This window comes from Bradyrhizobium centrosematis (assembly GCF_045571495.1).
Lineage (GTDB): Bacteria > Pseudomonadota > Alphaproteobacteria > Rhizobiales > Xanthobacteraceae > Bradyrhizobium > Bradyrhizobium centrosematis.
The window spans coordinates 4728850-4742807 of record NZ_CP120703.1; the positions used below are offsets into that span (position 1 = coordinate 4728850).

Sequence of the window (13958 nt, forward strand, 5' to 3'; positions counted from 1 at the left end):
GCCCGCGCGGCATCTCCGCTCTCTTCCACCATTCGGGACGCCTCGGCCAGCGGAAAATATCAAACGGTCCGGCACCCGTCAGCTTCGTGTAAGCCGCTCGGAGTCCAGGCAATCGCAGCCGCTTCATGGTCCAGCGCGAGGCGGCTGAGCTCCCTAGCTCCGCGCCTCAAAATGGGTGCAGAGCAAGGTTGTCTCATTCTGCGCTATGGATTTCCGAAAAAGCCGGCACTTGAACTGACGGTCTTGGTCCGCCCCACTCTCGATAAGAAACATGCATTGACTGCAAACGTCGGTATGATGACGGCGCTCGGCAACATCGAGCCCGACCAAGACGCGACGAAGTGTATCACGCAGCCGTGATCGATCGGAGCCATCGAGTGTCATGAGCTGATCCCGCAGGACGTTGATCGGATCGCTCTGCAGGAACTGCTCTCCCTCACGCGTGACACATAGCGTAATCGAGCGCTTATCCTCCGCAGAAGGCTTACGAACCACCAATCCCTTCTCCAGGAGAACGCCGGCAATCTGGGACGCGACGCCGCGGGTGGTCCCCAGAAAGCCCGCCAGAGCGGTCGGCGTCTTGGAAAATCTGTTTGCAAGGGCGAGAAAGCGCAAAGCCATCCATTCGCGATCGCTCAGTCCCGAACGATGACCTTCAAAAAGCCACGTGCCGGCCGACTGCACAAGAAGGTGCACGATTTCGCTCGCCATTCTCATTGACAAGTCCCCGAAGGAAACGGTCTCCCCGGCCCTCGATCAAGAACGAGTGCCGCCGTATCTGATGAAAGCTGGATTCCGTCGGGATTGGTTGAGTCCGGTATACCGTACCGTGAAGCCTGCTTGGCCGTAACGATGCCGCGGCTTCAGCCCGATTGCCGAATTCCGATAGCCTGATCGTTCCGTAAAAGGAACACCGAAAAACTACGTGATACGCTCGCGCCAAGATTGCCGACACGCAACCTCTGCGCGCCTCAACGATATCGCCCTCTGAGGTAACGGCACTCGTTGTGCTCGGCGGCCTTGCGGCACTGGCAAGAGACGATTGCTCGCGATCTGATTGCCCAAGATGGATGCCACCAAGCGGCGGTCACGTCGGCCATCGATCTTAGCCCGGCCTCGTCGGATCCTCCTGAAACGAGACTCTCAGTGCGGCCAGTTGATCGCGTGTTGCTCCCAGCTCCGCCTCGGCCCGGCTGGCCGGCAAATCCACATAGGCGATCGGTCGATCGAACTGGCTTGCCGTGAAGTCGTATCTTTTGCCTTCGATCCGATTATAGAAATGATCGCCGGCCGGCAGCGGCGTCTTCAACAGCTCGCCGCCGAACAGTTCATGAATAAGTAGCGACGTGACGTTGCATTGTCCGGCCGCCGGATTGCTGGCGGTCCATTGGCTTGCGGTCGACAGCGACCATGCCTTCTGGAGCGATCTTTGTACGCCTTCGGGATCGAAGCTCATCGTCATCTCCAGCCAGGCATCGACGCACCTGATTTCGAATAATCCCATGATTGCGTCCTACGCCTGTTTTGCCCGACAGGTCAACTACAGCACTGCTCCGGCTCTCCGCCAGTGCCGGTGGGGACCGCAGATTCTTCGCTGACTTATCAACCCGTTGGCTACTGTGCATGGGGTTGTTTTTCGCTTTTTTAGGTCCTGGCCCTTCCAGATGCGACAACGCCCCGGAGCTTCCGCTCCGGGGCGCGGGCTGCGAAAGCCGACGCGGTCAGCTCTGCGAGCGCCGTGCCATGAAGATGTCGTAGCCGACCTCGGCGACCTGGAACCAGGCGTAGCCGTCGCTGGTGAACTTGGTGAGCGAGTCGTGCACCTTCTTGAAGCTCGGGTTGGTCGCAGCGACCTCGGCGTGCAGCTCCTTGGCCGCCTTGTGGCAGGCATCCATGATCGACGGCGAGAACGGGTGCAGCTTGGTGCCGCCCGCGAGCAGCTTCTTCAGCGCCAGCGGATTGGCGGTGTCGTAGCGCGCCATCATGTAGTTGTTGGCGTAGTGGCCGGCCTGCTCCAGCACGCTCTGGTAATATTTCGGCAGCGCGTTCCACTTGTCGAGGTTGACGAAGGCGAGCAGCATCGGCCCGCCTTCCCACCAGCCGGGATAGTAGTAGTGCGGCGCGATCTTGTAGAAGCCGAGCTTCTCGTCGTCATAGGGGCCGACCCATTCGGCGGCGTCGATGGTGCCCTTCTCCAGCGCCGGATAGATATCGCCGCCGGCGAGCTGCTGCGGCACCACGCCGAGCTTCTGGAGCACGCGGCCGGCGAAACCGCCGATGCGGAATTTCATGCCCTTGAGATCGTCGGGCGTATTGACCTCCTTCCTGAACCAGCCGCCCATCTGGCAGCCGGTGTTGCCCGCGAGCAGCGAGACGACGTTGTAGCCCTTGTAGAACTCGTTGAGCACGTCGCGGCCGCCGCCCTGCATGTACCAGGCCTGGTTGATGCGCATGTTGGGGCCGAACGGCACGGCCGAACCGAAGGTGAAGGTCGGGTCCTTGCCGAAATAATAATATGAGGCGGTGTGACCGATCTCGCAGGTGCCGTTCTGCACGGCGTCGAGCACCTGAAGCCCCGGCACGATCTCGCCTGCGGCGAAGATCTGGATCTGGAATTTGTTGTCGGTCGCCTCCGCGACCATCTTGCACATCATCTCGGCGCCGCCAAACAGCGTATCGAGCGATTTCGGCCAGCTCGTCGGCATGCGCCATTTGATTTCCGGCATCGACTGCGCGATCGCGGGAGCCGCGAGCGTAGCGGCGCCGGCCGCACCAAGTCCGGTGACCTTGATGAAGTCTCTTCTCTTCATGATTTCCTGCCCTGATGTACCAGTGATTGTGAGCCTTCTTGCCGAGGCTTGGCACCAGCATGACGCAAGCTGCGGCCTAATTCCATCCCGATCGCACTGCGGCAAAGAAAAAGCCCGACCTCCACGGAGGCCGGGCTTTCCGGTCTTGCGACTTTAAGACTAGGCGATCAGCCGCGCGTGCGCGAGCGGATCATGAAGCTGTCGTAGGTATATTCGGCAACCTGCCACCACAGATATTCGTCGGAGCGGTAGGCCTGCATCGCATCGATCGACTTCTTGAAGTCGGCGTTCTTGGCCGAGATATCCGCCCACAGCTCGTTGGTCGCCTTGAGGCAGGCTTCCAGCACCTCGTTGGTGAAGGGACGAAGCTGGGTGCCGCCGGCAACCAGGCGCTTCAGTGCCGCCGGGTTCTGGAGGTCGTAGCGCGCGGCCATCCAGGTGTTGGCGTTGGCCGTCGCGTTGGTGAGGATCGCCTGATAGCTCTTCGGCAGCGAATTCCACTTCTCCAGATTGGCGAAGGCGTGGACGGTCGGACCACCTTCCCAGAAGCCCGGGTAGTAGTAGTACTTGGCGACCTTGGCGAAGCCGAGCTTCTCGTCATCGTAGGGACCGACCCACTCGGCGGCGTCGATGGTGCCCTTTTCCAGTGCCGGATAGATGTCGCCGCCGGCGAGCTGCTGCGGCACCACGCCGACCTTCTGAAGCACCTGACCGGCGATGCCGCCGATGCGCATCTTGAGGCCGGAGAGGTCGGCGACGGTCTTGATCTCCTTGCGGAACCAGCCGCCCATCTGGGTGCCGGTATTGCCGCAGGGGAAGCCGATCACGTTCGACTTCTTGAAGAACTCGTTGCCGAGCTCCATGCCGCCGCCCTGATACCACCAGGAGTTCTGCTGCCGCGCGTTGAGGCCGAACGGCACCGAGGCATAGATCGCCCAGGTCGGGTCCTTGCCGACATAGTAGTACGAGACAGTGTGGCACATCTCGACGGTGCCGTTGGAGGTGGCATCGAGCGCCTGGAGAGCCGGAACGATCTCGCCGCCGGCGAACACCTGGATCTGGAATCTGTTGTCGGTCATCTCGGCGACGTATTTCGCCAGCTGCTCGGCGCCGCCATAGATGGTGTCCAGCGACTTCGGGAAGCTCGAAGTCAGGCGCCACTTGATCTCGGGCGAGGACTGCGCGATCGCCGGCGAGGCCACTGCGGTCGCCGCCGCGCCTGCTGCCGACACTTTCAGAAAATCACGACGCTTCATCTTCAGGTCTCTCCTTGCTGGGGCGTTTCCCCTTAAACTTCTCTTTGTGCCGCCGCTGATTCCGGAAACGCGCCAGGGGCGCGTCGAACCGAAGGGGCTTGACTGCGCTGGGCCTTTAACACGGAAGGCCCGGTTTCGGAACGCGACAATGGCATGATGGGGCTCTACGAAAGTCGCATGTCCCTCCAATAACGAGCAGGCGTGCCGCGGGTGGCCTCAGGCCGCCGCGATGACCCCCTTGAGCTGGTCCCGAACCTGCCCTGCAATGGCGCGGTAGATCGCCGCATGAGGACCGTCGGGCTCGCTGTCGACGACGGGATTGCCGGCATCCGAGGTGGCGCGAATCGCCATGTGCAGCGGGATCTCGCCGAGGAACGGCACTCCGAGCTTCTCGGCCTCGTGCCGGGCGCCGCCATGGCCGAAAATGTCCGAGCGCGTGCCGCAATGCGGGCACTGGAAATAGCTCATGTTCTCGACGATGCCGAGCACGGGCACGTTGACCTTCTTGAACATGGCAAGGCCCCGCCGCGCATCGATCAGGGACAGGTCCTGCGGCGTCGAGACGATCACCGCACCCTTGAGCGGCACGTTCTGCGCCAGGGTGAGCTGGGCATCGCCGGTGCCCGGCGGCATGTCGACGACCAGCACATCGAGCTTGCCCCATTCGACATCGCGGAGCATCTGCGTCACCGCCGACATCACCATGGGGCCGCGCCAGATCATCGCGGTCTCCTCTTCGACCAGGAAGCCGATCGACATGATGGCGAGGCCGAAGCGCCGGAGCGGAATCATCTTGCGCTCGTCGTTCAGCTCCGGCTTGTCGCGCAGGCCCGTCAGGCGCGGCACCGAGGGGCCGTAGATGTCGGCATCGAGCAACCCGACCTTGAGGCCGAGGTCGCGCAGGCCCAGCGCCAGGTTGAGCGCGGTGGTCGACTTGCCGACGCCTCCCTTGCCGGAGGCGACCGCGATCACGGCGGCGATGCCCGGGATCTCCGACTGCCGCGCCATGGGGGATCCACCGCCCTGTGGCGGCTTGTGGGCGTGGACCGGCTGCACGCCCGGCGCGCCGCGGCTCGGCTGCGGAGGCGGCGGTGGCGCGGAGCCCGGCTTGCGCTCGGCGGTCAGCGCCACCATGACGGTGGTGACGCCGGGAATGGTGCGCACCGCGGCCTCGGCCTCGGCCCGGATGGATTCCCAGGCCCTGGCCTCGGCGGCATCGACATTGATCGAGAAGAACACCTTGCCGTCCGACGCGCTGATCGCACTCAGCACATTGGCATTGGTGAGCGCGACCCCGCGGGGTGACTTGATCCTGGCGAGGCTGTCGAGAACCTGTTGCTGCGTCACGCTCAAAGTGCATCTCCTGAACGGAGCCTGATCCGGACCCGGCGGGCCGCGCCGCGCAAGGCGTGGAGCGGCTCTTCGGCAAGGTCAGGCTCGAGACTTTAGGATGCCCCATTAGAGCGGAAACGCCCAAAAGGCTACTGCCTGCCGATATCGTCAGCCATCTCGGCGGGCGCGGCCCCCTGCTCCCTGGCGGCCTCGTAATTCAGCTCGATCATGACGCCGTTGGGGTCGTGAACGAAGATCTGCCAGAGCTCGCCGCCGGGCACCTGGCGGGAGTCGAACTTCATCCCCTTGGACGCCAGCCGCTGCTTCATGCCGTCGAAACCGCGACTGACGAAGGCGACATGATGGACGACGCCGGAATCCGGCTTTTGTGCCTCGGCCGTGGCAGAAATATCGACGAGATGCACCACCGCCTTGCCCTCGCTGTACATCCAGGCGCCGGGGAAGGCGAAATTCGGCCGGGCACCTTTTTCCAGGCCCAGCACGTCTTCATAGAAGCGGACGGTCTCGGCCAGATTCCGGGTCCGGATGTTGAAATGATCGAGGACGCCAACGCTCACGCCACCCATGCTTTCGCTCCCTTTTTCGAAGTCCTTAGGTTCGCCATCCTAGCACAGGGGGCCGCCAAACGAAGCCGTTGCCCTCCCGGCTTAACGGTTTATGGTGCCCCTCCGGTCCGCCCTCGCAGCGGAACTTCGAGGACGCCGCCCGGCGCCCCCGCCCGGCTACAACCGTAAAACTCAAAAACTACGGACAAGGTACCACACATGGCTAAAGTCGCTTTCCTCGGTCTCGGCGTCATGGGCTTCCCCATGGCCGGACACCTCGTGAAAAAAGGGGGCCATGAGGTCACCGTCTACAACCGCACCGCGGCCAAGGCGAAGGAATGGGCCGACAAGTTCGGCGGCAAGACCGCACCGACCCCGAAGGCCGCCGCCGAAGGCCAGGATTTCGTGATGTGCTGCGTCGGCAACGACAACGATCTGCGCGCGGTCACGATCGGCGCGGACGGGGCCTTCGCCGGCATGAAGAAGGGCGCGACCTTCGTCGACCACACCACCGCCTCCGCCGAGGTCGCCCGTGAGCTGGACGCAGCCGCCACCAAGGCCGGCTTCAAGTTCGTCGATGCGCCGGTCTCCGGCGGCCAGGCCGGCGCCGAGAACGGCGTTCTGACGGTGATGTGCGGCGGGACGCAGGATGCCTATTCCGGCGCCGAGCCGATCATCACCGGCGCCTATGCGCGGATGTGCAAGCTGCTCGGCCCCGCCGGAAGCGGCCAGCTGACCAAGATGGTCAACCAGATCTGCATCGCCGGTCTGGTGCAGGGTCTGTCCGAGGGCATCCATTTCGCCAAGAAGAGCGGCCTCGACGTCGCCGCGGTGATCGAGACCATCTCGAAAGGGGCCGCGCAGTCCTGGCAGATGGAGAATCGCTACAAGACCATGAACGAGGGCAAGTACGATTTCGGCTTCGCGGTCGAATGGATGCGCAAGGACCTCTCGATCGCGCTGGCTGAAGCCCGCCGCAACGGCGCCAACCTGCCCGTCACCGCGCTGGTCGATCAATTCTATTCCGAGGTCGAGAAGATGGGCGGCAAGCGCTGGGACACGTCGAGCCTGCTCGCGCGGCTGCAACGCTGAGGAGCGCGAGGCGGTCGCTGCCGGGCAGCGGCGACCGTCACCGGCCTTGACGCTGCGCCGGCGCCGCCTCAAGGCCTGACAAGCGCATTGAGTCGAAGAACGAATTCCGGGGGGACTGACTTGCTGAGCGTGATAGCCGCCGTTTTCATCGTTGCGTATGCTGCCATCGCGCTTGAACATCCGCTCGGCGTCAACAAGAGCGCCTCGGCCTTGCTGGGAGCGGGCCTGCTCTGGACCATCTACGCGTTGTCCGTGGGCGATGCCTCGCTCGTCAGCCACCAGCTCGACGAATCCGTCGCCTCGACCGCGCAGATCGTCTTCTTCCTGATCGGCGCCATGACGATCGTCGAGGTGATCGACGCCCACAACGGCTTCGAAGTCATCACCTCGATCATCCGCACCACGAAGCAGACCACCTTGATGTGGATCATCGGCTTCGTGACGTTCTTCCTGAGCGCGATCCTCGACAATCTGACCACCACCATCGTGATGATCTCGCTGATCCAGAAGCTGATCGGCAACAAGAGCGATCGCCTGCTGTTTGCGTCCATCATCGTCATCGCCGCCAACGCCGGCGGCGCCTGGACCGTGATCGGCGACGTCACCACGACCATGCTCTGGATCGGAGGTCAGATCACTCCCGTCAGCATCATGAAGTCGGTGTTCCTGCCGTCACTGCTCAACCTGCTGATACCGCTGCTCATCATCGGCTATTCGCTCAAGGGCAAGGAGATCGTGCCCCCGCTGCAGCAACAAGCGAAGGCTCTCAGGGTCGAGCTGTTCGAGCGGAATTTGATGTTCTATCTCGGCCTCGGCACCTTGGTCGCCGTTCCGGTCTTCAAGGCCGTGACCCACCTTGCGCCCTTCATGGGTATCCTGTTCGGGCTGGGCATCCTCTGGCTGGTCGGCGAGATCGTCCACCGCCACAAGGACGAGGATGTGCGCCGCCCCCTCACCCTCGTCCATGCGCTGACGCGCATCGACATGAGCTCGATCGTGTTCTTCGTCGGCATCCTCATGGCCGTCGCATGCCTGGAGCACGCCCGCGTCCTCGAGCTGCTGGCGAAATGGCTCGACGCGACGGTCGGTCGCCTCGATATCATCGTCATCCTGCTCGGCCTCCTCAGCGCCATCATTGACAACGTGCCGCTCGTCGCGGCCACGATGGGCATGTACAATCTGGTGCAGTACCCGCCGGACAGCTTCATCTGGGAGTTCATCGCCTATTGCGCCGGCACCGGCGGCTCGATCCTGATCATCGGCTCGGCTGCTGGCGTCGCCGCCATGGGTCTCGAGAAGATCGAGTTCTTCTGGTACGCCCGCCGCATCGCGGGGCCCGCGCTTGTGGGCTATCTGGCGGGAGCGATGGTCTACATCGCCCAGCACGCCGCGCTGCATTGAACGGAACCGGCGAGGTCCAAATTAACGCCGGGTTAACGTAATTCTTTAGCTCCTTAAGTCACCTCTTAAGGATTTCTTGCCAGAGATAGACAATGCAGAAGGCCCGCGTCCGGCGCGGGCAGGAATCGTGTTGCTTGATGAGTAACCCCGCTGAAAAGCCTGAGGTTGTGCAGCTTCCGGCCGAGCCGGTGAGCGCTCCATCGGCGAGCAGCCGAAGGGCTGCGGCGCAGCGGGTGCGCGAGGCGCGCGACAAGTTAACGTCGACCAGCGGAACCCGGCCGGCCTTCGACGCCGAGATGCTGCGCCAATATGCCCAGACGCGGCTGTCGGCTTCCTATGTCGTGATGCTGCTGGTGGTGGCGACTGGCGTGCTGTTCGGCCTGTGGATGCAGCCGATTCCGGCCGCCGCCTGGACCGCCGGCATGCTCTGCATCCACGGCGCCATGATCCGCAGTTGCCGGCGCTTCCTCGCCGAGCCCGCCTCACCCACGGCGACCCGGACATGGCGGACACGCTTCGTCGTGCTCGACCTGCTCTACGGCTTGTGCTGGATGGCGATCCTGATCCATCCCGTGCTCGACATGGTCACGGAAACGCTGATGATGTTCCTGATGCTGCTGGTGATCGCAGTATCGAGCATGCTTGCCGCCAACCTGCCGATCGCAGCCCTTGCCGCCACCGCGCCGGTCGCGGTCGCCATGGCGCTGAGCTTTGCGATAACGGGCTCGCTGGACAATTACATCCTGGCCGCGCTCGCGCTTGCCGCTGAAGGCTATTTCGTGCTGCTGGCGCATCGTCTGCATTCCTCCACCTTCGCCACGCTGGAGGCGCGCGCCGAAAAGGATGCGCTGATCGGCGAGCTCGAACAGGCCAAGGCGATCTCGGACGAGGCCCGCCACCGCGCCGAATCCGCCAACGTCGCCAAGTCGCGCTTCCTCGCGCAGATGAGTCACGAGCTGCGCACGCCGCTGAATGCGATCCTCGGCTTCTCCGAGGTGATGAAGAGCGAGATCTTCGGCGCACATGCCGTGCCCGTGTATAAGGAATATTCCGCCGACATCCATAATTCCGGCGTTCACCTCCTCAACCTGATCAACGAGATCCTCGACCTGTCGCGGATCGAGGCCGGCCGCTACGAGCTGAACGAGGAAGCGGTATCGCTGGTCGGCATCGTCGCCGACTGCCATCATCTGATGAAGCTGCGTGCCTCCAGTCGCGGCATCACCATCCACGAAGTGTTCGAGCAGGCCATGCCGCGGCTCTGGGCCGACGAGCGCGCGATCCGTCAGGTCGTGCTCAACCTGATCTCCAACTCGATCAAGTTCACCCCGCAGGGCGGCGAGATCTGGCTCAAGGCCGGCTGGACCGCTTCGGGCGGGCAATATCTTTCGGTGAAGGATACCGGCTCCGGCATTCCCGAGGACGAGATCCCGGTCGTGCTCGCCTCGTTCGGCCAGGGGTCCAACTCGATCAAGTCGGCCGAACAGGGCGCCGGTCTCGGCCTGCCGATCGCCAAGAATCTGATCGACCTGCATGGCGGCACGTTCACGCTGAAATCGAAGCTGCGCATCGGCACCGAGGTGATCGTCACCTTCCCGCCGGAGCGCGTGATGAGCGCGCTTGCGCCGCTGTCAGATGATTCTCCACCGCTCCAGCCGGAGAGTTCCGTACTGCCCGACGAGAAGCGCCGGCCGCGCCATAAGCCGATCATGAGCGCAGGCACGGGCTCCTAACCAGATGCTTGCAGACATGCCCGACAATCCCCCACTATGTCCGAATGAGCAAAGAAACCCCGTGCGTCGCCGTCTGCATGATCGATCCCAGGACCAAGCTGTGCTTCGGCTGCGGCCGGACCTTGCCCGAAATCGCGCGCTGGCACGCCATGGACAGCGCGGAACGGCTCGCGCTCATGGCCCTGTTGCCGGCACGCATGACCGAAGCCGGATTGGCGCCGATCGGGCCATCGCCGAAGCGCAGCTGACCGGCCTGCGCGCCTTGGGAGGCGCGCGATGATCCGCTTCCTGCTCGTTCTCGTCATGCTCGCCGGCACGGCAGGCGCGGTCGTCGCCTATGGCGATCCCGAACAAATCGCGCGCGCCGGCCACAAGGTCTCGCATATCTTCCGCGCGCAGACGGTGGCGCCTGCCCCCGCCGTGCAGATCCCGCGCGGCCAAGGCGGCGAATTCGCACTGCGTGCGAAGATCAACGGTGTCGCGGCTCCGATGGTGATCGATACGGGTGCGACCTCGGTGGTGCTGACCTGGGAAACAGCGAAAGCCATCGGGTTGCCGATTGAGATGCTCGAATACGATGTCGACCTCGAAACCGCGGGGGGCCATACCAAGGCGGCCCGTCTCACGCTCGACCGTCTCTCCGTCGGCCATCTCGTCGAGAAATCGGTGCCGGCCCTCGTCGTCCAGCGCGGACAGATGAAGACCAACCTGCTCGGCATGAGCTTCCTCGATCGCCTGGAGAGCTGGGGCGTGCGCGCCGACAAGCTGATGCTGACCGGCTATCCCGAGCTTCAGAGCAGCCACCGACGCTCGCGCACCGCGATCGATTAGCTCGCGGCGGAACTGCGGCAGCACGGTGCAGGCTAGACCAGCGGGGGGCCCTGCCGCAGGTTCATGTGCCGGTTGACGTCCTTGTAGAGAAGGTAGCGAAACCGGCCGGGGCCTCCTGCGTAGCAGGCCTGCGGGCAGAAGGCACGCAGCCACATATAGTCTCCGGCTTCGACCTCGACCCAGTCCCGATTGAGACGGTAAACCGCCTTGCCCTCGAGCACGTACAAGCCGTGCTCCATGACGTGCGTCTCCGCAAAGGGAATCGTCGCACCCGGCTCGAACGTCACGATATTGATGTGCATGTCATGGCGCATGTCGGCCGGATCGATGAAGCGGGTGGTTGCCCATCTGCCTTCCGTGCCCGGCATCGGTACAGGGTCGAGCGAATCTTCGTTGACCACGATTGCCTCGGGCTCGGCCAGCCCCGGCATGCGCTGGTACAGCTTGCGGATCCAGTGAACCTGCGCCGCAGCCGGGCCGCGGTTGCGAATGCTCCAGGCGCAGCCAGGCGGGACGTAAGCGAAGCTGCCGGGCCTCAGCTCGAATTCTTGATCGGCCAAAGCGAGACTGAGCCGGCCGCCCACGACGAACAACGCCCCCTCGGCATCCCTGTTCGGCTCCGGCCTCTCGCTGCCTCCGGCCGGCGCGATCTCCATGAGATAGTGAGAGAACGTCTCTGCAAAGCCGGAGAGCGGCCGCGCCAACACCCACACCCGCGTGTCGTCCCAGTGCGGCAGGTGACTGACGACGATGTCGCGCTGTACGCTGCTCGGGATGACGGCGTAGGCGTTCGTGAAGACCGCGCGGCCGCTCAGCAGGTCCGTCTGAGGCGGAAGGCCGCCCTGCGGTATGTGATAGCTGCGCGATGACATCATCAAGCCTCGTGAAGGTTACCGATAGAGCGTGTCAGCCTGCGGCCGACCGGAGAGCGAGCTGCATCTTCTCGCTCAGCCAGAATTCTTCGAGATTGTCGCCATCCCCCTTGCGGTCGACGACGAGGAACGCGCTTGCGTCCTGGAGAACCAGGAGCGGATGATGCCAGCAGTTTCGGGCATAATTCACGCCCTGGTGGCCTTTTGCCGCAAACGCCCGATAGCTCGCGGAGATGGCGGGGTCCGTGCAGACGACGACCAGCCAGTCCGCTCCGTTGAGGGGCATGAACATCTGGCTGCCAAGCGGATGGCGCTCCATCAGGCTGATCGCGATCGGTGCCGGGCGTGCCGAGGCGACGAACCAGCTGATATTGACCTGCCCGCCTTCCGCGGCGACGTCGATCGTGGCGAGCTCGTTGTAGCGCGCGGCATAGCCCTGGTTGATCGACAGCGGCGTCTTTCCTTGCGTCTCGACGACCTCGCCGAACGGGGCGAACGCCTGCTTCGTCAAGGGCTCGATCGAGAGTGTCACCATCGCCAACCTCAAGCACTCCCCGCGTCTAGAGGGTCTGCAGGCCCGCGACCGGAGCATCCGCGCCGGCTGGATCGACCCGCAGATTCTCGGCTGAGGGGTCAATCTCGCCGTCCAGGATGCGACGCGCCTTGGCGTGATCGAGATCTCCCTCCCATGAGGCGACCACGACTGCCGCAACGCAGTTTCCGACATAATTGCCGAGCGCGCGGGCAATGCCAATGAACCAGTCCACTGACAGGATCAGCACCAGTCCGATCGCCGGAATGGCCGGAATGGCGGACAGCGTCGCGGCGAGAACGACGATGGCCGAGCCCGGCACGCCATGGGCACCTTTGGAGGTGAGCAGCGCGACGCCGAGGATCGCCAGGAGGTCGCCCGTCGCAAGCGGCGTATTCGTCGCCTGTGCAATGAAGACGGCCGCCAAGGTCAAGTAAATCGAGAACGCATCCAGATTGAACGAGTATCCGGTCGGGATCACCAGACCCACGGTCGATCGCTTGATCCCGAGCAGCTCGAGCTTTCGCATGGTCTGTGGCAGCACGCTGTCGCCGGCGGCCGTGCCGAGGACGATCATCAGCTCTTCGCGCAGGTAGGCCAACAACTTGAACAGGCTGAAGCCGGACAGCCGCATGATCGCGCCGAGAACGACGATCACGAACAGAGCTACAGCGAGATAGAACAGGGCAACGAGGCCACCAAGCTGCTTGAGCGAACCGATGCCGTATTTGCCGACGGTGAAGGCGATCGCGCCGAACACCCCGAGCGGGGCGAGCCGGACGACGAAGTTCATCATCTTGAAGGTGATCTCGTTCACGCGCTCGACGAAATCGACGACCGGCTTGGCGCGCTCGCCGCACAGCGACACGGCACATCCGAACATGATCGAGACGATCAGGACCTGCAGGACGTCGCCGGAGCTGAAAGCGCCGACCAGCGTCGAGGGAATGAGCTTCATCAGGAATTCGGAGACGCCGCCGCCGGCGACTTGGGCCGCCGTCTGGCTGAACCCGCTGAGCGCCTTGGCGTCCAACGCCTTCGGGTCGATGTTCATTCCGGTGCCAGGCTGGAAATAATAGGCGAGCGCGAGGCCAAACACCAAGGCAATGGTGGTGACGATCTCGAAGTAGAGAAGCGAGCGAATGCCGACCCTTCCAACCTTCGAAAGGTCGCCGGCCGCCGAAATCCCCTGCACGACGACGCAGAACACGATCACCGGCACCAGCATCTTGATGAGCTTGATGAAGCCGTCACCCAGCGGCTTCATCTGTAATGCGGTGTCCGGATAGGCCATGCCGACAGCAATGCCGACGGCGAGTGCGACGACGACCTGGAAGAAGAGTGACTTGAAGATCTTGGGCATGGCCTTCCTCGCTCGCTGGGACTTCCATCTGGCTTGGTCGGCTGGAGCCTTCGCCATTCTTGTCGTTGGCGGCGAGGTGCAATCGCCGCGGACGCAGCCTGTCGTCGCGGCAGGACGGAGGCTGCACCGTCCATTCGTTGACCAGGTGCGACATCAAGTCCAATATATAG

The 13958-nt window shown here is 63.5% G+C and carries 14 protein-coding genes; 5 read left to right on the forward strand and 9 right to left on the reverse strand.

Annotated features, from left to right (window positions below):
* Positions 1-153: 153 nt before the first annotated feature.
* From P6U31_RS22815 to P6U31_RS22840, 6 genes are all read right to left on the reverse strand, one after another.
* Positions 154-717, reverse strand: a complete 564-nt coding sequence (locus tag P6U31_RS22815; RefSeq protein WP_407184009.1) for a MarR family winged helix-turn-helix transcriptional regulator — start codon at positions 715-717, stop codon at positions 154-156.
* A gap of 388 nt (positions 718-1105) precedes the next feature.
* Positions 1106-1456 carry a hypothetical protein gene (locus P6U31_RS22820; protein ID WP_407184010.1) on the reverse strand — a complete coding sequence of 117 codons (351 nt, stop codon included), beginning with the start codon at positions 1454-1456 and terminating at the stop codon, positions 1106-1108.
* A gap of 265 nt (positions 1457-1721) precedes the next feature.
* Positions 1722-2810 (reverse strand): TRAP transporter substrate-binding protein, encoded by a 1089-nt coding sequence (locus P6U31_RS22825; RefSeq protein ID WP_407184011.1) that lies wholly within the window; start codon positions 2808-2810, stop codon positions 1722-1724.
* Between the two features lie 167 nt (positions 2811-2977).
* Positions 2978-4066: a TRAP transporter substrate-binding protein gene (locus P6U31_RS22830; protein WP_407184012.1), complete on the reverse strand. Its 1089-nt coding sequence runs from the start codon at positions 4064-4066 to the stop codon at positions 2978-2980.
* A 216-nt stretch (positions 4067-4282) separates the two neighbouring features.
* Positions 4283-5419, reverse strand: a complete 1137-nt coding sequence (locus tag P6U31_RS22835) for an Mrp/NBP35 family ATP-binding protein (protein ID WP_407184013.1) — start codon at positions 5417-5419, stop codon at positions 4283-4285.
* A 128-nt stretch (positions 5420-5547) separates the two neighbouring features.
* On the reverse strand, positions 5548-5985 hold the full coding sequence (locus tag P6U31_RS22840) for a VOC family protein (protein WP_407184014.1): 438 nt from the start codon (positions 5983-5985) through the stop codon (positions 5548-5550).
* 198 nt (positions 5986-6183) lie between these two features.
* Here P6U31_RS22840 and P6U31_RS22845 point away from each other — a divergent pair, with 198 nt between their 5' ends.
* The 5 genes from P6U31_RS22845 (at position 6184) to P6U31_RS22865 (ending at position 11021) form a co-directional block, all read left to right on the forward strand.
* On the forward strand, positions 6184-7056 hold the full coding sequence (locus tag P6U31_RS22845) for an NAD(P)-dependent oxidoreductase (protein WP_407184016.1): 873 nt from the start codon (positions 6184-6186) through the stop codon (positions 7054-7056).
* Between the two features lie 120 nt (positions 7057-7176).
* A complete protein-coding gene (gene nhaD / locus P6U31_RS22850; protein WP_407184017.1) occupies positions 7177-8457 on the forward strand; it encodes a sodium:proton antiporter NhaD in 1281 nt (426 codons plus the stop codon).
* A 137-nt stretch (positions 8458-8594) separates the two neighbouring features.
* Entirely contained in the window at positions 8595-10190 is a 1596-nt protein-coding gene (locus tag P6U31_RS22855; RefSeq protein WP_407184019.1) for a sensor histidine kinase, read from the forward strand.
* A 44-nt stretch (positions 10191-10234) separates the two neighbouring features.
* A complete protein-coding gene (locus tag P6U31_RS22860) occupies positions 10235-10438 on the forward strand; it encodes a DUF1289 domain-containing protein (RefSeq protein WP_407184021.1) in 204 nt (67 codons plus the stop codon).
* Between the two features lie 28 nt (positions 10439-10466).
* Positions 10467-11021, forward strand: a complete 555-nt coding sequence (locus P6U31_RS22865; RefSeq protein ID WP_407184022.1) for a TIGR02281 family clan AA aspartic protease — start codon at positions 10467-10469, stop codon at positions 11019-11021.
* 32 nt (positions 11022-11053) lie between these two features.
* On the opposite strand, the gene P6U31_RS22870 is transcribed toward P6U31_RS22865, so the two are convergent.
* Genes P6U31_RS22870 through P6U31_RS22880 form a run of 3 tightly spaced genes read right to left on the reverse strand, consistent with a single transcriptional unit; the run spans position 11054 to position 13788 of the window.
* Positions 11054-11893, reverse strand: coding sequence for a bifunctional allantoicase/(S)-ureidoglycine aminohydrolase (locus tag P6U31_RS22870; protein ID WP_407189917.1), 840 nt, complete (start codon positions 11891-11893; stop codon positions 11054-11056).
* A 34-nt stretch (positions 11894-11927) separates the two neighbouring features.
* Entirely contained in the window at positions 11928-12428 is a 501-nt protein-coding gene (locus P6U31_RS22875) for an ureidoglycolate lyase (protein ID WP_407184023.1), read from the reverse strand.
* A gap of 25 nt (positions 12429-12453) precedes the next feature.
* Positions 12454-13788, reverse strand: a complete 1335-nt coding sequence (locus P6U31_RS22880) for a C4-dicarboxylate transporter DctA (RefSeq protein ID WP_407184025.1) — start codon at positions 13786-13788, stop codon at positions 12454-12456.
* Positions 13789-13958 lie beyond the last annotated feature (170 nt).

What these genes read in the sequence shown, in the direction of transcription:
- P6U31_RS22815 (WP_407184009.1), bottom strand. Translation starts at nt 717, where the DNA reads ATGAGAATGGCGAGCGAAATCGTGCACCTTCTTGTGCAGTCGGCCGGC.
- P6U31_RS22820 (WP_407184010.1), bottom strand. Translation starts at nt 1,456, where the DNA reads ATGAGCTTCGATCCCGAAGGCGTACAAAGATCGCTCCAGAAGGCATGG.
- P6U31_RS22825 (WP_407184011.1), bottom strand. Translation starts at nt 2,810, where the DNA reads ATGAAGAGAAGAGACTTCATCAAGGTCACCGGACTTGGTGCGGCCGGC.
- P6U31_RS22830 (WP_407184012.1), bottom strand. Translation starts at nt 4,066, where the DNA reads ATGAAGCGTCGTGATTTTCTGAAAGTGTCGGCAGCAGGCGCGGCGGCG.
- P6U31_RS22840 (WP_407184014.1), bottom strand. Translation starts at nt 5,985, where the DNA reads ATGGGTGGCGTGAGCGTTGGCGTCCTCGATCATTTCAACATCCGGACC.
- P6U31_RS22845 (WP_407184016.1), top strand. Translation starts at nt 6,184, where the DNA reads ATGGCTAAAGTCGCTTTCCTCGGTCTCGGCGTCATGGGCTTCCCCATG.
- P6U31_RS22855 (WP_407184019.1), top strand. Translation starts at nt 8,595, where the DNA reads ATGAGTAACCCCGCTGAAAAGCCTGAGGTTGTGCAGCTTCCGGCCGAG.
- P6U31_RS22860 (WP_407184021.1), top strand. Translation starts at nt 10,235, where the DNA reads ATGAGCAAAGAAACCCCGTGCGTCGCCGTCTGCATGATCGATCCCAGG.
- P6U31_RS22865 (WP_407184022.1), top strand. Translation starts at nt 10,467, where the DNA reads ATGATCCGCTTCCTGCTCGTTCTCGTCATGCTCGCCGGCACGGCAGGC.
- P6U31_RS22870 (WP_407189917.1), bottom strand. Translation starts at nt 11,893, where the DNA reads ATGTCATCGCGCAGCTATCACATACCGCAGGGCGGCCTTCCGCCTCAG.
- P6U31_RS22875 (WP_407184023.1), bottom strand. Translation starts at nt 12,428, where the DNA reads ATGGTGACACTCTCGATCGAGCCCTTGACGAAGCAGGCGTTCGCCCCG.
- P6U31_RS22880 (WP_407184025.1), bottom strand. Translation starts at nt 13,788, where the DNA reads ATGCCCAAGATCTTCAAGTCACTCTTCTTCCAGGTCGTCGTCGCACTC.